This window comes from Eikenella sp. HMSC071B05 (assembly GCF_001811325.1).
Lineage (GTDB): Bacteria > Pseudomonadota > Gammaproteobacteria > Burkholderiales > Neisseriaceae > Eikenella > Eikenella corrodens.
Genome location: NZ_KV804539.1, coordinates 45700 through 62993, shown reverse-complemented (window position 1 = coordinate 62993; position 17294 = coordinate 45700). Strand labels below are relative to the sequence as shown.

Genomic DNA, 17294 nt, shown 5'->3' with positions numbered 1-17294 from the left:
TGTACTGGTTTTTGTTAATTCACTATATTTTTCAGGTAGCCTCCGCTCAAACCCAAAGGCTACCTGAAAGCGAGGTTTCAATGCAGTTTCAACCCTATTACTCCTTCTCTGCCGGTTTGCCCAGCGCATACCAATCAATCTCCCGCGTGTAATACATCACCGTAAACAGCGCGGCAAACAGCAGGCAGGAGCCGGCCAAGAGGTTGTATTGCTGCATTTTCACCAGCACAAACATCGTGCCGTAGGCCGCCATGAGCAGCGCCGTCATCATATACACCCCGCGCGTGGTGGACAGCACGAAATGCAGATACCAAAACAGCAAGCTGATACAGGCAAATGCGCCGACGGCATAGGCGGCAGTAAAGCCGATGTGTTCCGCCAGCGAGAGCAGCAACAGATAAAATATCGATAAAGCCGCGCCCACCAGCAAATACTGCATCGGGTGGATACGCCACTCCTGCAACACCTCGCTCAAAAAGAACGAGGCAAACACCAGCACCACCAACACCATGCCGTATTTCACGCTGCGGATAATCATGCGGTAGTCTTCTATACTCAACAACTCGCTGGATTGGTAATACCCTCGCTGTTCCGCCAAGCCGTAAATCGAAAACAGCACCACGGCAAACACGATACACAGCCCAATCACGCTCCATATTTTCTGGTTCATTTTTTACTCCGTCAAAGAATTGAATGCGGCCAAGGCACACGCCCGCCAACGGCACACAGTATGCCCGGCACGCATCAATTTTTTGTGGAACAATGATGAAGATTTTATGAAGATTGCCGCGCCTAAGCGTGTGTAACCCAGCGCGTTTGCGTAGAATGAGCGGTAGCTTCACTTCCGCTGCGGCCTCGGCTCGCCGCCTAGTATCCAAAGCTTGTTAATCCCTATCCCATGAACCCGCATATCCTCATCATCGAAGACGAACGCGAAATCGCCGAACTGGTCGAACTCTCCCTCGCCCGCGCCCATTTCACCGCACGCATCGCCCCCACCGCAGAGCAGGCACGGCAACTGCTCGCGCGCGAACACTTCGACCTGCTCCTGCTCGACGTCGGCCTGCCCGACACCGACGGCTTCGAACTGCTCAAAACCCTGCGCCCGCAACACCCCCAGCCCGTCATCATGCTCACCGCCCAAGACGAAGAAACCGACCGCATCCTCGGCCTCGAACTCGGCGCAGACGATTACATCGGCAAACCCTTCAGCCCGCGCGAACTCGTCGCCCGCGTCAAAGCCGTGCTGCGGCGCACACAAACCCGGCCCGCCGCCAAAACCGAATCCGTACCGGTATGGCACGACGACGTGCCCGCCTGCTGCATCCGCCACCAAGGGCGCGAACTGCCGCTCACGCAGGGCGAATACCGCCTGCTGCGTACCCTGCTGCACCGCCCCGGCCGCGTGTTCAGCCGCGAAGAACTGCTCACCGCCATGTTCGGCGGCAACCGCCCTTCCGACCCGCACACCATCAACACCCACATCCGCGCCCTGCGCCACAAACTGCGCGCAGCCGGCATCGCCGACGAACACATCCGCACCCATCACGGGCTGGGGTATAGTTTTGCGGAAAGCTAATGCAGCGTTTTCAGGTAGCCTCAAACGTGAAAAGGCTACCTGAAAAATAAAAAGCAGTAGCCGCAAGTCATCACCCAACATCTCATAAATGCCCGGTGGGTTAGGCCTGCGGCCAATTCAACCTACCTTGCTGTTTATAATTCTGCCAGGAAGGGAAACGATATGCCTCCCCTTATCCGCCTATCCAGCCACCTTGTCTCTGCCATGCTGAAACTGCTTGCGCCTATTCTTTTATGGTTTGTCTGCATGGCTGCCGCTTGGTTTGTAGTGGAGTTCGGTTCGATGGAACACTACTCGCCGGGAGACAAAATACATCCCGCCTTTCAAATTCTCGTGCAGGACGAACACAGCATACGCCCCTTGCGGCTGGAGAATTGGCAGGGTAGGCAAGTTTTGGTCAGACAGGAAACCGAGTACCGAAACGAAGACGGCAGCGGGCACCGCCTGCGCCGGATTGCCCCCGATACCTACAAGCTTTTTGCCGATTTGGACACGGCGATGATGACGCAAACCTACCGCATTACACCGGACGGCCGCGTTGTGCCGTTGAGTTTTCGTTGGAGAAATATTGCCGATGTAGCTTTGGTCTTTCCTTTGTCGCTTGTCTTCTGGCTGTGTGTGAAATGGATGTTCGGCATCATTTGGCGCAAACGGCGGATAAGGAAAATCAGGTGGTAAACAGTTCGTGTAATTTGGATTAGACTGTAAACCAAACCACCCTGGCTAGCCACAAAAGGCTACCTGAAAACTAGGCAGGCTCAAGGACGGGTATCCGTTGCCCGCCCACCGCTTGTTTTCAGGCCGTCTGAAAGCGGCATTTAGAAATTCAAACCGATGAAGATAAACCCTGAAAACGGCAGCATCATCCTGCCGGACGGCAACCTTATCAGTGCGCGCACCACGCTTGATGACTGGATTACATGCTTCCCCAAATCCAGCCCGAATCATCCGCGAGAGGGAATAACATTTTTTGGTTTGTCATTTACCAAGCAGTCCGAACAATACACCCTTACCGCCCAGTTCGAGCAGCAACGGCTGGAGAGCTTATCCATATTCTTCTGCCCGATAGGTGAAGACAATAGCTGGGCAGCGTGGTCGGAAGAGCGCGAATTGCAACGCAGAAAACAATTTGATCGATGGCTGGATAAACAGCTGGGCGACGCCCCTTGCGCCATTAAAACATCGGCAGCAGGCAAATGCCGCCGATTTGCCTGGGGCAACGCGGGCGCGTATTACCACAATAAAGACGGCAGTACGGGGATAGTCATCAGTTATCGCTAACCGCCTTTTCAGACGGCCTCCAAGCGCGAAAACCAGCCCGACTTAATCACACACACTTTTCAGGCTACCTGAAAGCGAAACGCAACGAAATTGAAACACCGACCGGCTTAATATCAGGCCGCGCAACCCTATCCATTCAGCCAACCCATGCTTAAATATTTCAAACACCTCAGCATCCGCCTGTTCTTCGTCCTGCTCGGCATCCTGCTCCTGCTCACCGCTTGGTCGCTGGTTTATGCCAAACAGCACGTCTTGCTCCTGCTTACCGCCAGCCTGCTCGTGCTCGGTACGCTCGCTTGGTGGCTGGCGCGCAGTATCAACCGCATCCGCCGTTATGCCGAAGCCATGGCCGCCAACCGCCCCGCCCCACAACCCCAGTTCGGCGACAGCTACCTCTACCGCCTCGTCCACGCCGTCGCCCACCTGCGCGACGAACTCGACCACCGCCAACACATTGAAAATTATGTCTTAGGCCTCACCCACGAACTCAAAACCCCACTCACCGCCCAGCAGGCCGCCCTCGAACTGCTGCAAGACAGCCCCCTCAGCCCCGACCAGCAGCAGCTGCTCGACCGCATCCGTCGCAACACCCAAAAACAAAAACAGCTCATCGCCCGCCTGCTCGAACTGGCCCGTCTGGAAAACCGCGACAGCCTGAACGACATCCAAACTGTCGATTTGTTTAGCTTGGCCGCCCAAGCCGTCCAAGAAAGCTGCGCCGCCCTGCAAGCCAAACAACTAAATATTGCCCTCAACTGCCTGCCCCACGCCGTTCAAGGCGACCCGCTGCTGCTTCGCCAAGCCATCGACAATCTGCTTTACAACGCCATTGATTTTGCCGAAACCGGCAGCGAAATCCGCCTCAGTCTCACCCGCAGCCGAAACCGCACCGAACTGGCGGTTTACAACCAAGGCAGCCCCGTTCCCGATTACGCGCTGGCCAAAATCCCCCAACGCTTCTACTCGCTCCCCCGTGCCGACGGCAGCCGCAGCAGCGGGCTGGGCTTGAGCTTCACCACCGAAATCATGCGCCTGCACCGCGGCCGCCTGATGCTCGCCAACCGCGAAAACGGTGTAGAGGCGAGGCTGGTGTTTCCCGATGTAAAAGAGGCTACCTGAAACGCAGCGCCGCGCAGTTTCGGCGCAGCTCAAGTTTCAGGTAGCCTGCCAGCATTGCGTTATCCCATTCCGCCGCCTATTGCCGGGAACAGCCCATCTGTCTTGCACCCGTGTATAATCACGCCTCCCACAAAACCAATCTTTCCAACCCATTACGGCGGAAGCAATGTTCCTCCTACCGGGCGGCGAGCCGCAGACAGTACACACGTTACGGCAAGGCGAGCCAACGCTGTACTGGTTTTTGTTAATTCACTACAGGAGCAAACACATCATGACCTTAGCCTACTGGTGCATCTTCTTCGCCATTTTCCTGCCCATTTTCTGCGCCGCCTATGCCAAATACCGCGCCGGATTTTCCCTGGCCGACAATCACAACCCGCGCGCCTTCCTAGCCCGCGCCCAAGGTAAGGCCGCGCGTGCCGATGCGGCGCAGCAAAACAGCTACGAAATCTTCCCGCCGTTTGCCGCCGCCGTGATCATCGCCCACGTTACCGGCAATGCCGCCCAGTTCACCATCAACTTCTGGGCGCTGCTCTTCGTGGCCAGCCGCATCGGCTTTATCTATTGTTACATCAGCGATAAAGCCACACTGCGTTCGGCCATATTCGGCGCGAATTTGCTGTGCATCGTGGCTTTGTTTATTGCGGCCATTTGATTTTCAGGTAGCCTTATGGAACGCCCCGTTAAGGTTTTATTCGTTTGCCTGGGCAACATCTGTCGCTCGCCGATGGCCGAATATCTCTGCCGCAGCATGGCTGCCGCCCGCGGCCTGCCGGTGCACCCCGCCAGTGCGGGCACGTCCGGCTGGCACGATGGCGAAGGCATGCACTGCGGCAGCCTGGAAATCCTTTCCGACGAAGGCATCGACAGCAGCGGCTTTGTGAGCCGACGCGTGCGAACGCAGGATTTGGTCGATTTCGACTACCTGCTGGCCATGGACGACAACAACCTGGCCGAGCTGGAACAACGCTTCGGCCGCCATCCCGGCAAAATCTTCAAAATCACCGACCTGCTGCCCGATAGCGGCTACAGCCACGTTCCCGACCCGTGGTACACCGGCAATTTCAACGAAACCCGCCATATCCTCACCGCCTGCTGCTCTGCGCTGCTGGATAAGATTGAAAAAGATTTGGCCTGCCGGCCATAGTCCGATAAATGCTAAAAGGCTACCTGAAAAACTTTCAGGTAGCCTTTATCACTGCCGTATTCAAGCCCTACCACTCAAACGGCAGCCCAAGCTCCTCGGCCAGGCGGCGCATTTCGTCCAGCGTTTTGGGCAGGATGGGGATGCCGCCTTGTTTGCGTTCGCGGCAGCATTCGGCTTCTTTTTCGCCGTGGATATAAATCCGCTCTTGGCCGGCGGCTTTCGCCGATTCGCGCAGCTCTTGCAGGTAGGCGCTGAAATGGCTGCGGATGGCTTGGGCATCGCCGAAGATTTCCGGGTTGAAGGCGGCGAAATGGTGGCAGATGCCGGCATGACCGTTTTTCATGGTGTGGTTGGAAGTGGTGCCTTGTGACAGGCAGGCGGAGAAAAATTCCACCAGTACGGCATAGCCGTAGCCTTTGTGGCTGCCAAACAGCTCGCTGCTGCCGCCCAGAGGATACATACCGCCGCCCAATCCTTGGCGCACGCATTCCACGATAATCTGCGGGTCGGTTTCGTCCACGCCCTGGCTGTTAATCGCCCAGCCCAGCGGGGCGGTCAGGCCTTTTTTGAGGTATACCTCGGGCTTGCCGAAGGCAACCACAGAGGTGGCGGCATCGAGGCTGAAATCGGTTGGGCTAGCGGGGATGGCCACGGCGATGGGGTTGGTGCCCATCATCGGGGTGCGGCCGTAGGTGGGCACCACGATGGGGAAGGAGTTGGTCATGGAAATGCCCACTAGGCCTTGGCTGGCAGCCATGCTGCTGTAGTAGGCGGCGATGCCGTAGTGGTTGGAATTGCGCACCGACACCATGCCGATGCCGCTTTGTTTGGCCTTGTCGATGGCAATCTGCATGGCGTAGCGCGACACGAGCTGCCCCATGGCGGCATGACCGTCCACCACGGCCGACACAGGCGTTTCAAACACAGTTTCCGGTTGGGCGCCGATGCGCACGAAGCCGCCGTTGATGTGCTGGCGGTACATTTCCAACCGCTGCGAGCCGTGTGTGTCTACGCCGCAGAGGTCGGCAGCCATCAGCACATTGGTAATCTGCGCCGCTTCTTCCGGCACGAAGCCGTATGCCTTGAAGGCGGCTTCGGTAAACGCGCGTAGGGCTGCGGCATCAATTTTTTTAATCGTTTGCATTGCTTATCCTCCTCCGCTTCTGCGGCAACAAAAAACCGGATCCGGCCTGATGTGTTTTGCCTGCCCGCTGCAATGGAGGCAGGCTGATTATTCATTGTTATATTGTCATTTTCATCCTAAACAGCAGAGTGTGCAAGCCCTGCGGAAACAATAGAGTGGCAAGGCAACTTGCGCGGCATTTTAACTGCGTTGAAGCTTCGTTTTCAGGTAGCCTTTAATCTGTAAACAAGCCCGGTTTGGTAATACGCATTCTTGAAAGAGTTGGAAAAAAAGAATATGCTGCGCCCACAGCATCAATCGAATGCTGTTTATGTTATTGGGAGTGGGCCGCCAGCCCCGCACAATTTTAGGAGAACCAACGAAATGGCTAAAAATCTGAACGTTTTCGACCGCGAATACGGTCTGCTCATCAACGGCGAGTGGACAAAGCCCGGCAACCTGCTGGAATCGCACAACCCCGCCAACGGCGAGCTCCTGGCTAAATTCACCGACGCCACCGCCGCCGACGTAGATGCCGCTGTGGCCGCTGCACAGGCTGCATTTAAAACCTGGCGCAAAACCACCGCCGCCGAGCGTGCCGCCCTTCTGAATAAAATTGCCGATGTGATTGATGAAAATGCCGAACTCTTCGCCCTGCAGGAAACGCTCGACAACGGCAAACCCATCCGCGAAACCCGCGCTGCCGACATTCCGTTGGCCTCCGACCACTTCCGCTATTTCGCCAGCGTGATTCGCGGCGAAGAAGGCAGCGCCAACCAACTGGACGAAGAAGATCTCTCCCTCGTATTGCGCGAGCCCATCGGCGTGGTTGGCCAAATCATTCCGTGGAACTTCCCTTTCCTCATGGCCGCTTGGAAAATTGCTCCTGCGCTGGCCGCTGGCTGCACCATCGTTATCCACCCCTCTTCCAGCACCTCTCTGAGCCTGCTCTCCTTTGCCCAAAAAGTGAACCACCTGCTGCCCAAAGGCGTGCTCAACGTGATTACCGGCAAAGGCAGCAAATCCGGCGAATACATGCTGCACCACAAAGGCTTCAACAAGCTTGCCTTCACCGGCTCTACCGAAGTGGGCCGCCGCGTGGGTATCGCTGCTGCCGAGCTGCTGATTCCTTCCACTTTGGAATTGGGCGGCAAATCTGCCAATATCTTCTTCGACGACATGCCTTTCGACAAAGCCTTGGAAGGCGCACAAAAAGGCATTTTGTTCAACCAAGGCCAAGTATGCTGTGCCGGTTCGCGCATTTTCGTGCAGGAAGGCATCTACGACAAATTCGTAGCCGCCCTGTCTGAAGAGTTTAAGAAAGTGAAAGTCGGCCTGCCTTGGGAAGACGACACCCAAATGGGCGCCCAAGTGAACGCCGGCCAGCTCAACACCATCTTGAAGTATGTGCAAATCGGCGAACAAGAAGGCTGCCGCATCATCACTGGCGGTAAAAAAGTAGAAGGCGCATTGGGCAAAGGCGAATTTGTTGAGCCCACCCTGATTGCTGCCGACAGCAACAACAGCCGCATCGCCCAAGAAGAAATCTTCGGCCCGGTGGCTACCGTGATTAAATTCAAAACCGAAGAAGAAGTTATCCAGCTGGCCAACGACAGCGAATACGGCCTCGGCGGCGGTGTGTGGACGCGCGACATCAACCGCGCCCTGCGCGTATCCCGCGCCCTGGAAACCGGCCGCGTGTGGGTGAACTGCTACAACCGCCTGCCCGCCGGCGCCCCCTTCGGCGGCTACAAAACTTCCGGCATCGGCCGCGAAACCCACAAAATGATGCTCGAAGCCTACACCCAGGTGAAAAATATCTACATCAGCACTCGCGAAGAGCGTGAAGGCATGTATTAATTACTTTGCCTGATTGCAATGCACAAGCTGCCGGTATGCCCGGCAGCTTTTTTGTATGATTGATGGGCGTTGCCATGTCGATAGGCTATCTCGTGTTTGGTGATTTTCAGGTAGCCTTTGTGCATCATTATCCCTGTTTGCAGGCTACCTGAAACGTCATAAATTGGGTATTTATAGCGAATGCAGCTAGTTAGACGCAAGGCGGTAAGCTGTAGGCAGACTGCAGCCGCCACTCCCGCCCCGCTTCGTCTATAATCCCACCCCATCCCCATTCCGCAAAGGCTACCTGAAATGACCTTCCCCAAGCTTCTCGTCCCCATCGTTTCCGCGCTGCTGCTTGCCGCCTGCGGTGCCACTTTCGCGCCGCAGGATTTGCCGCATTTGGCGGCGGGCGAAAGCCGCCGTTTCAAGCTGGAGCGGCTGGATGAAACCGGCGCGGCGGAGCAGGTGTCGCTGTTGGTGGTGCAGGGCGAGGCGGGCGGGCAGTCGCGCTGGATTCAAACCGATGCGTTCGGTGCGCCGCTGGCGCGTTTGTTGGCCACGCCGGGCGGCTGGCGGCGCGACGGTTTTGTGCCGCCGAACCATGCCGCGCAGGCGGTGTTCACGGCGATGTTCCCGCTGTTGGAAAACGGTTTTTCAGACGGCCGGCCGCGCGAGTTGGAGGGCGGCGGGGCGAAATGGCGGCTGACGCCTTTGGGAGAGAACGATGAATAAGGCACGGGCATACCTTGGCCGGCCGGGTTTGGTGTCGGCTTTGGGCAGCGGTTTGGCGGAGCATTTGGACGGTTTGTTGAGGCCGTCTGAAAACAGCCCGCTCACGTTTTCCAGCGAATGGGTGAAGGGCAAAAACCGTGCTTTCGGCGCGGTAAACCGGCCGTTGCGCCCGTTTCCCGACAATCTGCCTGCCGAACACCGCAGCCGCAACAATCAATTGCTGTGGGACGCTTTGGCGCAAATCGAGCCGCAGATTCAGGCAGCCCTCAGCCGCTACGGCGCGGACAGAATCGGCGTGGTCATCGGCACGTCGGTGGGCGGTGCGGATGAAAATATCCCGCTGTTCCAACACGTTGCCAACGGCGGCAGCTGGGCGGACATTCCGTTCAAACAGCAGGCGCAACTGCTTTCCTCGCCCGCCGATTTTGCCTCGGTGGCGTACGGCCTGCGGGGCGCGTGTTACGGCGTGTCCACCGCCTGCACGTCCGGCGCGCGGGCGCTCATCAGCGCGGCGCGGCTGCTGCGGCTGGGCATGTGCGACGCGGTGTTGTGCGGCGGCGTGGACACGCTCTCGCCGCTCACCATCAACGGTTTCGCCTCGCTGGAAGTGCTGTCCGACGGCATTGCCAACCCGTTTTCGCTCAACCGCAACGGCATCAACATCGGCGAAGCCGCCGCCGTATTCATGATGACCCGCGAAGATAACGGCAACGCCCTGCCGCTCTTGGGCTACGGTGCCAGCAGCGACGCGCACCATATGTCTTCCCCGCGCCCCGACGGCCTCGGCGCGGCGCAGGCTTTTCAGGTAGCCTTAAACCATGCGGGTTTGCCGCCCGAAAGCATCGGCTGGATCAATCTGCACGGCACCGGCACACTGCTCAACGACGGCATGGAAAGCCGCGCCGTAGCCGAAGTGTTCGGCAGCCAAACCGCCGCTACTTCCACCAAACCGCTCACCGGCCACACCCTCGGCGCAGCCGGCGCGCTCGAAGCCGCCTTCGTATGGGGCATCGCCAGCCGCCGCGACAACCCCGAAGGCAGTCTGCCGCCCCAACTGTGGGACGGCCAAGCCGACCCCGAACTGCCCTCAATCGCGCTCACCGTTTCAAGCAGCCGATGGCCGCAGGGGCGGCGCATCGGCGCAAGTTCGTCGTTTGCCTTCGGCGGCAACAACAGCGTCCTCATCATCGGAGAAGAACATGCCCCAATGCCCGATTAAACAACCCGCCGCCCTCCTGCCGCACAGCGGCCGCATGGTGCTGCTGGACGAAGTTTTATCCTACGACGATAACAACCTGCACGCCGTCTGCACCATCCGGCCCGACTGCATCCTGCTCCCCGACGGCGCAAACGCCCTGCCCGGCTGGCTCGGCCTCGAAATCATGGCGCAGGGCGTGGGCGCATGGGCGGGCGCACACGCGCTGGATGCCGGACGCCCCGTGCAGCTCGGCTTCCTGCTCGGCACCCGCAAACTCCACTTCGCCCGCCCCGAAATCCCCGTCGGCACCGTGCTCGATGTGCAAATCACCCTTTCCTGGCAAGACAACGCCACCAACATGGGCGTGTTCGACTGCACCCTCACCTGCCGCACCCCGCCCCCCGGCCGCGACGACCTCGCCCCCGGCACGCTGCTCCTCTCCGGCGCGCTCAACGTATTCAGCCCCACCAGCCGCGAGGCTTTGGACGCGATTTTGGGCAGATAAGTTTCAGGTAGCCTTGAGGCCGTCTGAAAGGCTACCTGAAAACATGGTTTGCTACGAAGCTGCAACATGAATGAAGCAAAGCGGGCTTAAAGCCCGCCGTTGGCACTGCCGTATCCACTCTTTCAGACGGCCTCAAACCTCTCCAAGGCTACCTGAAACCCACATTTGCCAACACGCCCCCGCATCGGAATACACCCATGGAAACGTATTTCTACAATAAAAACATCAACTGCATCGAAGTTCAGCCCGCATTTATCCGTACCGCCATGCGGCAGGCCAAGCATTACCGTTGCGGCATTCGGATTTTGAGCCGGCCGACGGTTGCCATCAACCCGCCACCCGCGCCGAAACACGCCGTGGTGGATTTTGCCGATTTGGCCGCTTATCCCGAACTACCGCATCTCCAAATCGAACACGATCTCGAATCGCCCGAATTCATCAATACGGATACCCTATACCGCTTCGAGCAATTGGACACCCTGGTCATCGGACAGCCAATCGACATCGACCTCTCCCAACTGCCCGCGCTTAAAGACTTAAGGCTGGACTACCACAAAAAAATCCGAAATATCGGGCAATGCACCCGCTTGGAGCGTTTATACCTATGGTCTTACAAAGGCAAAGACTTAACTGAATTCCAAAACCTGACGCGGCTGAAAGATTTATTACTGGTGCGCCCCTCCGTGTGCACATTAAACGGCATCGAAAACCTCACTGCCTTGGAAACAATCGACATCAGCTATGCCCGCAGCCTGAACAACATATCTGCCCTGCACCGGCTGCAAGAAAAACACCAAGTCAGAAATATTGGGCTGCCGGAAAAGTTTCATGACGAGGGGTTTTGGCAGAAATAGAAAGTAAAAAACGGCGGCATAGTAGTTCGGATGATTAGTTTTCAGATAGCCTTAAGCATTTAAAAGGCTACCTGAAAACGGGAACAGGAAGTCAGTGAGGCAATGACAACTAACGGTGCGTATGCGCAGTGGGTTGGCATTGCCTCACTGATATTTTGTATTTGTTGGCGCCCACTTTTAGCAACAGTGTTTAGCGGGTTTTCAGGTAGCCTTTCATCATTAATTCTTCATTTTTTGTCTTGTCACATACAAGCTGGCACTGCCTTTTGACAGTGTGGGAAATCGGCTTCCTTCGGAAGCCTTATCTTCTTCTCTTCGAGAGCTAAGAAAAGCAAGGTGGTTGCGCTTTCAGGTAGCCTCTTTTGCCTTATGCCTTATGCCTTTTCCCTCTAAGCATATTGCCAATGCTTCTTTCTCAAGCTGAGCGGCGGTTTCTATAATGGCCGCCTGTTTTCAATTTTGCCTGATTATGAACTGGTCTTATTTTTGGCGGGTGGCGCCGAAGTTTGCCGATGCCGCGCTGATTACTTTGAAGCTGTCAGCCTACAGCATTGCGCTGTCGCTCCTGCTGGGGCTGGCGGTGGCGGTGGTGACGGCTTATCGCGTGCGGCCGCTGTATTGGCCGGCGCGGGGCTATATCGAGCTTTCGCGCAACACGCCTTTGTTGATTCAGTTATTTTTCCTGTATTACGGCCTGCCGAAGGTGGGCATTAAGTGGGACGGCTTTACCTGCGGCATCCTGGCGCTCGTGTTTTTGGGCGCGAGCTATATGTCGGAGGCACTGCGGGCGGGTTTGCTTTCGGTGCCCAAGGGGCAGGTGGAGGCGGCTAAGGCGATTGGTTTGTCGCGCTGGCAGGTGTTCCGCTTTGTGGTGTTGCCGCAGGCTTGGGCGGTGTCGGTGCCGGCGGTTGGGGCGAATGTGCTGTTTTTGATTAAGGAAACTTCGGTGGTGAGCGCGGTGGCGGTGGCGGAATTGATGTTTGTTACCAAAGACATCATCGGTATGGACTATAAAACCAATGAGGCGCTGCTGCTGCTGTTTATCAGCTATCTGATTATTCTGCTGCCGGTGTCTTTGCTGGCGCGTTGGGCGGAAAGTAGGCTGCGGGAGGCGAAATATGGTGCTTGAATGGCTGTTTGCCGGCCAGAATGCGGCGCGTTTGGCGCAGGGCTTGTGGCTCACGGCGAAGATTTCCTTGATTTCGGTGGCGCTTTCCTGCGTGTTGGGCACATTGTTCGGCCTGCTGATGCGGGTGCGCCATCCGCTGGTGCGGTTGATGTGCGCGTTGTATCTGGAAATGGTGCGGATTGTGCCGATTCTGGTGTGGCTGTTTGTGTTGTATTTCGGGCTGTCGGCCTGGACCGACATCCATTTGAGCGGTGTGTGGGTCTGCATTTGGGTGTTTGTGGTTTGGGGCACCGGTGAGATGGGCGATTTGGTGCGCGGTGCGCTGGAATCGATTGAAAAGCATCAGGTGGAATCGGCCAAGGCGCTGGGGCTGAACCGGCGGCAGGTGTTTTGGTATATCGAGCTGCCGCAGAGCGTGCAGCGGGCGCTGCCGGGGGCGATTAACTTATTTACGCGGATGGTGAAAACCAGCTCGCTGGCCGCCTTGATCGGCGTGGTGGAGGTGGTGAAGGTGGGGCAGCAGATTATCGAGAATTCGCTGCTCACCATGCCGAACGCTTCGTTTTGGGTGTATGGCCTGATTTTCATACTGTATTTCTTGTGCTGCTGGCCGCTGTCGCTGCTGGCGGGCTATTTGGAAAAGAAATGGGAGAGCTGATATGGCTTTGCTGAACGTACGCCACCTGCGCAAGGGCTACGGCGATACCGTGGTGCTGCAGGATTTGGATTTGAGTCTGGAGAAGGGCGAAGTGGTGGTGATTCTGGGCCCGTCGGGCAGCGGCAAAAGTTCCCTGCTGCGCTGCATCAACGGTTTGGAGCCGCACCAGGGCGGCAGCATCGAGATGGAAGGCGTGGGCGTGTTTGGCAAAGATGTGCCGTGGGAAACCGCCCGCCAGAAAGTGGGCATGGTGTTTCAGAGTTATGAGCTATTTGCCCACATGAACGTGATCGACAACATTCTGCTCGGCCCGCTGAAGGCGCAGGAGCGTTGCCGCGAAGAAGTGGAAGCGCAAGCCGACAAGCTACTGGCCCGCGTGGGCTTGCTCAACCGCAAAACCGCCTTCCCGCGCGAGCTTTCCGGCGGGCAGAAGCAGCGCATCGCCATCGTGCGCGCGCTGTGTATGAACCCGGAAGTGATCCTGCTCGACGAAATCACCGCCGCGCTCGACCCGGAAATGGTGCGCGAGGTGTTGGATGTGGTGCTGGAGCTGGCGCGCGATGGCATGAGCATGCTCATCGTTACCCACGAAATGGAATTTGCCGCCAAAGTGGCCGACCGGATTATCTTTATGGATCAAGGGCACATCATCGAAGAGAGCACACCCGACAAATTCTTCACCAAACCCGAAAGCGGCCGCGCCCAGCAGTTTCTCAGCGGCATGGACTATTCGATTTAACCCGTTTTAAAACCGCTGCCGTATTTTCAGGTAGCCTGTACGGCGGTTTCATTCTACCTCTAACAGAAAAGGAAACATCATGCAGTTACACCAATCTTTCAAAACCTTATTGGCCACAGTGGTGCTCGGCTTCGGCCTGGCCGCCTGCGGTGGCGGCGGCTCACAGGGCAGCAGCGAGCAGCCTGCTTCCGGCAACAACGCAACCAACGCCTCCGCCGCTTCCGGCGCCGCCAGCGATGACGCACTGGCCAAAATCAAAGAGCGCGGCGTAATCCGCATCGGCGTATTCGGCGACAAGCCCCCCTTCGGCTATGTGGACGCCAATGGCCAAAGCCAAGGCTTCGACGTGGAAATCGCCAAATATCTGGCCAACGACCTGCTCGGCAGCCCCGACAAAGTGGAATTTGTGCTCACCGAAGCCGCCAACCGCGTGGAATACGTGCGTTCCGGCAAAGTGGATTTAATCCTCGCCAACTTCACCCAAACGCCCGAACGCGCCGAAGTGGTGGATTTCGCCAGCCCCTACATGAACGTGGCCTTGGGCGTGGTTTCCCCCAAAGGCGCGCCGATTACCGACCTTTCCCAGCTGGAAGGTAAAACCCTGCTGGTGAATAAAGGCACCACCGCTGATGCCTATTTCACCAAAAATCATCCCAACATCAACCTGTTGAAATTCGACCAAAACACCGAAACCTTCGACGCGCTGAAAGACGGCCGCGGCGTGGCGCTGGCACATGACAACGCGCTGTTATGGGCATGGGCCAAAGAAAACCCCAACTTTGAAGTGGCCATCGGCAACATCGGCCCGGCCGAACACATTGCCCCCGCCGTGCGCAAAGGCGACCAATCCCTGCTCAACTGGGTGAACCAGGAGATCGCCGCCATCAAACAAGACGGCCGCCTGCACGCCGCCTACGAAAAAACCCTGCGCCCGGTATACGGCGACAAAGAAGCGGAAATCCTGACCAAATAAAACGGCTCGGCAATCCGGTTGAAGAAAGGCTACCTGAAAGCAAAGCACCGCAGAGTTTCTGCGAAGCTGGAATTTCAGGTAGCCTTTTGTTTGTGTGGAGTGGGGATGGATTTTCTAGTTTAACTGTATTGCAGTATAGGTTTTCAGGTAGCCTTTACACCACCATGCCGGCCAAACAAAACCCCGCTTTGCAGCGGGGTTTTGTTATTAAAACCGTTCGGCTTATTTGCCGGCAGCAGTTACGGTGGCTACGGCCAAGTTGGCGCCACGGCGCAGGGAAGTGCTTTCCACGCCTTCCGGGTATTGGACGTCAGACAGGTGCAATACATCGCCGGCCACAACTTTTTCGCAATCCAAAACCAGTTCGGACGGGATGTGTTTCGGATCCAGCAGCACTTCCACGCTGGTGCTCAGCAGAGCCACGCGGCTGTTTTGCAGTTTAACGGCCTGAGATTTCTCGGCGTTAACCAAGTGCAGCGGCAGGCGGATTTTGATCGGTTTGCCGGCTTCCACGATTTGGAAGTCGATGTGGCGCACTTCGCGGCGAACGGGGTGCATCTGGAAGTCGCGCACAATCACGTCGTGCTCTTTGCCGTTCAGCGCCAGTTTGATGATGGCGGTGTGGAACTCTTCTTTCTGCAGGGCAAAGAATACAGTTTTGTGGTCAACGGAAACAGCAGTGGCGTCAGAGCCGGCGCCGTAAACTACGGCAGGCACACGGCCTTCGCGGCGCAGGCGGCGGCTCGCACCAGTACCTTGCTCTTCGCGCACTTGGGCTTCAATTTTGAAAGACATGGTAAAACTCCATTTAAGTTAAAAAAGCCGTCTGCCGGGCTGCGACCAACCCTGACGGCGGGGGATTACGGGAGGAACAATGCTCCCGGGGATGCCACATCCTCGTTGAAGAGGTATGAGACAGATTCTTCGTTGCTGATGCGGCGCATGGTTTCGGCCAGCAGGCCGGCAATCGTAACCTGGCGGATGCGGTCGCAATTGCGGGCGGCATCAGATAGGGCGATGGTGTCGGTAATCACCACTTGGTCGATATCAGACGATGCAATGCGGTTTACCGCTTCGCCGGAGAACACAGGGTGGGTGGCATAGGCCAATACGCGCTCCGCACCGCGCTCTTTCAGGGCGGAGGCGGCTTTACACAGCGTATTGGCGGTGTCGATCATGTCGTCCACAATCAGGCAGGTACGGCCTTGAACATCGCCGATGATGTTCATCACTTCAGCCACGTTGGCTTTGGGGCGGCGTTTGTCGATAATCGCCAAATCAGTATTCAATACCTTGGCTACGGCACGGGCACGCACCACGCCGCCGATATCGGGGCTGACTACGGTAAGGTTTTCGATGCGTTGTTGCAGGATATCGTGCACCAAAATCGGGGTGGCATAGATGTTGTCCACCGGAATATCGAAAAAGCCTTGAATTTGGTCGGCATGCAAATCCACAGTCAGCACGCGGTCGATGCCGGCGGTGGCGAGCATATTGGCCACCAGTTTGGCAGAAATCGGCACACGCACGGAACGTGGGCGGCGGTCTTGGCGGGCATAGCCGAAATAGGGGATAGCTGCGGTAATACGGCCAGCGGAAGCGCGTTTGAGCGCATCGGCCATGGTGAGCAGCTCCATCAGATTATCGTTGGTGGGGGCGCAGGTAGACTGCAAGATAAACACGTCGCGGCCGCGTACATTTTCCAAAAGCTCCACGGCGATTTCGCCGTCGGAAAATTTGCCTACGGAGGCGCGCCCCAAGGAAATGCCAAGGTGTTTGACCACGTTCTCAGCCAAGCCGGCACTGGCGTTGCCGGCGAATACCATTAAACTTTCGTATGCCATTTCTTCATTACCTGTGTTGTTTGCGGTCTCGCCGCCGACTGTGGGAAACATTGCCGCTCCCTCGCGTTTGGGTTTGACTGGCTTGCAAACGGCGGATTATACGCCGAGCGCGGGCAAAACCAAAGTGCTGTTTGTGTGGAATATCCGCCAATTTTGTCGGCTTGATATCAGGGCTAGGCAGCAAATACCTGTGTCCGGTTTATCCCGACCCCTAATTGAGCAATCAAAATTGAATAAATGGGTTGCTATAGCAAGAAAATTCCCACCATACCAGTTTTGCGCCGTTTTTGTTTTGGCGAAATTCGCTACGCTCATTTTCAGGTAGCCTGTTGCTGCATTGTGCAGCAACAAAAATAAAAGCATGTACACGTACATGCTTTTGTAAGGTGGCTGGGGATGTAGGATTCGAACCTACGCATGCCGGAATCAAAATCCGGTGCCTTAACCAGCTTGGCGAATCCCCAATTATATTGTTTACGAATCTGGCTGGGGATGTAGGATTCGAACCTACGTATGTCGGATTCAGAATCCGATGCCTTAACCAACTTGGCGAATCCCCAGTACAAACCTG

At 56.9% G+C, this 17294-nt stretch carries 19 protein-coding genes and 2 tRNA genes; 15 read left to right on the top strand and 6 right to left on the bottom strand.

The genetic code is table 11. The annotated features are described in order from the left end of the window. Nucleotides 1-97: 97 nt before the first annotated feature. Nucleotides 98-670 carry an inner membrane CreD family protein gene (locus HMPREF2796_RS01255; protein WP_070630312.1) on the bottom strand — a complete coding sequence of 191 codons (573 nt, stop codon included), beginning with the start codon at nt 668-670 and terminating at the stop codon, nt 98-100. Between the two features lie 228 nt (nt 671-898). Between HMPREF2796_RS01255 and HMPREF2796_RS01250 the strand changes: the two genes are divergently transcribed. From HMPREF2796_RS01250 to HMPREF2796_RS01225, 6 genes are all read left to right on the top strand, one after another. Next, nucleotides 899-1579 carry a response regulator gene (locus HMPREF2796_RS01250; protein WP_070630310.1) on the top strand — a complete coding sequence of 227 codons (681 nt, stop codon included), beginning with the start codon at nt 899-901 and terminating at the stop codon, nt 1577-1579. A 162-nt stretch (nt 1580-1741) separates the two neighbouring features. After that, complete coding sequence (locus HMPREF2796_RS01245; protein ID WP_070630308.1) at nt 1742-2257, top strand: hypothetical protein; 516 nt, start codon at nt 1742-1744, stop codon at nt 2255-2257. Nucleotides 2258-2413: 156 nt separating this feature from the next. Beyond that, nucleotides 2414-2860, top strand: a complete 447-nt coding sequence (locus HMPREF2796_RS01240) for a hypothetical protein (RefSeq protein WP_070630306.1) — start codon at nt 2414-2416, stop codon at nt 2858-2860. Between the two features lie 147 nt (nt 2861-3007). Next, a complete protein-coding gene (locus HMPREF2796_RS01235) occupies nt 3008-3979 on the top strand; it encodes a histidine kinase dimerization/phospho-acceptor domain-containing protein (protein WP_070630304.1) in 972 nt (323 codons plus the stop codon). 271 nt (nt 3980-4250) lie between these two features. Continuing rightward, complete coding sequence (locus HMPREF2796_RS01230) at nt 4251-4634, top strand: MAPEG family protein (protein ID WP_070630302.1); 384 nt, start codon at nt 4251-4253, stop codon at nt 4632-4634. Between the two features lie 15 nt (nt 4635-4649). Further along, nucleotides 4650-5126, top strand: a complete 477-nt coding sequence (locus HMPREF2796_RS01225; protein WP_070630300.1) for a low molecular weight protein-tyrosine-phosphatase — start codon at nt 4650-4652, stop codon at nt 5124-5126. A 67-nt stretch (nt 5127-5193) separates the two neighbouring features. Here HMPREF2796_RS01225 and HMPREF2796_RS01220 read toward each other — a convergent pair whose 3' ends face one another. After that, nucleotides 5194-6270: an Ldh family oxidoreductase gene (locus HMPREF2796_RS01220; RefSeq protein WP_070630298.1), complete on the bottom strand. Its 1077-nt coding sequence runs from the start codon at nt 6268-6270 to the stop codon at nt 5194-5196. Nucleotides 6271-6633: 363 nt separating this feature from the next. On the opposite strand from HMPREF2796_RS01220, the gene HMPREF2796_RS01215 reads away from it, so the two are divergent. The 9 genes from HMPREF2796_RS01215 to HMPREF2796_RS01175 all read left to right on the top strand — a co-directional run bounded on the left by HMPREF2796_RS01215 (nt 6634) and on the right by HMPREF2796_RS01175 (nt 14879). After that, nucleotides 6634-8109, top strand: coding sequence for an aldehyde dehydrogenase family protein (locus tag HMPREF2796_RS01215; protein WP_070630296.1), 1476 nt, complete (start codon nt 6634-6636; stop codon nt 8107-8109). A 291-nt stretch (nt 8110-8400) separates the two neighbouring features. Continuing rightward, entirely contained in the window at nt 8401-8823 is a 423-nt protein-coding gene (locus HMPREF2796_RS01210) for a hypothetical protein (RefSeq protein ID WP_070630292.1), read from the top strand. Beyond that, nucleotides 8816-10042, top strand: a complete 1227-nt coding sequence (locus HMPREF2796_RS01205) for a beta-ketoacyl-ACP synthase (RefSeq protein ID WP_070630290.1) — start codon at nt 8816-8818, stop codon at nt 10040-10042. The genes HMPREF2796_RS01210 and HMPREF2796_RS01205 overlap by 8 nt, the downstream gene beginning before the upstream one ends. Beyond that, the gene (locus tag HMPREF2796_RS01200; protein ID WP_070630287.1) at nt 10023-10526 is read left to right on the top strand and encodes a hotdog family protein; all 504 of its coding nucleotides are present in this window, start codon (nt 10023-10025) and stop codon (nt 10524-10526) included. The genes HMPREF2796_RS01205 and HMPREF2796_RS01200 overlap by 20 nt, the downstream gene beginning before the upstream one ends. Nucleotides 10527-10723: 197 nt before the next feature. Then, nucleotides 10724-11380 carry a leucine-rich repeat domain-containing protein gene (locus HMPREF2796_RS01195; RefSeq protein ID WP_070630286.1) on the top strand — a complete coding sequence of 219 codons (657 nt, stop codon included), beginning with the start codon at nt 10724-10726 and terminating at the stop codon, nt 11378-11380. 469 nt (nt 11381-11849) lie between these two features. Then, nucleotides 11850-12509 (top strand): amino acid ABC transporter permease, encoded by a 660-nt coding sequence (locus tag HMPREF2796_RS01190; RefSeq protein ID WP_070630657.1) that lies wholly within the window; start codon nt 11850-11852, stop codon nt 12507-12509. Next, complete coding sequence (locus tag HMPREF2796_RS01185; protein ID WP_070630285.1) at nt 12499-13167, top strand: amino acid ABC transporter permease; 669 nt, start codon at nt 12499-12501, stop codon at nt 13165-13167. The genes HMPREF2796_RS01190 and HMPREF2796_RS01185 overlap by 11 nt, the downstream gene beginning before the upstream one ends. A 1-nt stretch (nt 13168) precedes the next feature. After that, complete coding sequence (locus HMPREF2796_RS01180; RefSeq protein ID WP_070630284.1) at nt 13169-13906, top strand: amino acid ABC transporter ATP-binding protein; 738 nt, start codon at nt 13169-13171, stop codon at nt 13904-13906. A 79-nt stretch (nt 13907-13985) separates the two neighbouring features. Then, complete coding sequence (locus tag HMPREF2796_RS01175; RefSeq protein WP_070630283.1) at nt 13986-14879, top strand: cysteine ABC transporter substrate-binding protein; 894 nt, start codon at nt 13986-13988, stop codon at nt 14877-14879. A 222-nt stretch (nt 14880-15101) separates the two neighbouring features. Here the strand turns inward: HMPREF2796_RS01175 and HMPREF2796_RS01170 are convergent, their stop codons facing one another. From HMPREF2796_RS01170 to HMPREF2796_RS01155, 4 genes are all read right to left on the bottom strand, one after another. Continuing rightward, the gene (locus HMPREF2796_RS01170; protein ID WP_070630282.1) at nt 15102-15674 is read right to left on the bottom strand and encodes a 50S ribosomal protein L25/general stress protein Ctc; all 573 of its coding nucleotides are present in this window, start codon (nt 15672-15674) and stop codon (nt 15102-15104) included. 65 nt (nt 15675-15739) lie between these two features. Further along, on the bottom strand, nt 15740-16723 hold the full coding sequence (locus HMPREF2796_RS01165) for a ribose-phosphate pyrophosphokinase (RefSeq protein ID WP_141749133.1): 984 nt from the start codon (nt 16721-16723) through the stop codon (nt 15740-15742). A gap of 387 nt (nt 16724-17110) precedes the next feature. After that, nucleotides 17111-17187, bottom strand: a tRNA-Gln gene (locus tag HMPREF2796_RS01160). A 19-nt stretch (nt 17188-17206) separates the two neighbouring features. Continuing rightward, nucleotides 17207-17283 (bottom strand) — tRNA-Gln (locus tag HMPREF2796_RS01155). Nucleotides 17284-17294 lie beyond the last annotated feature (11 nt).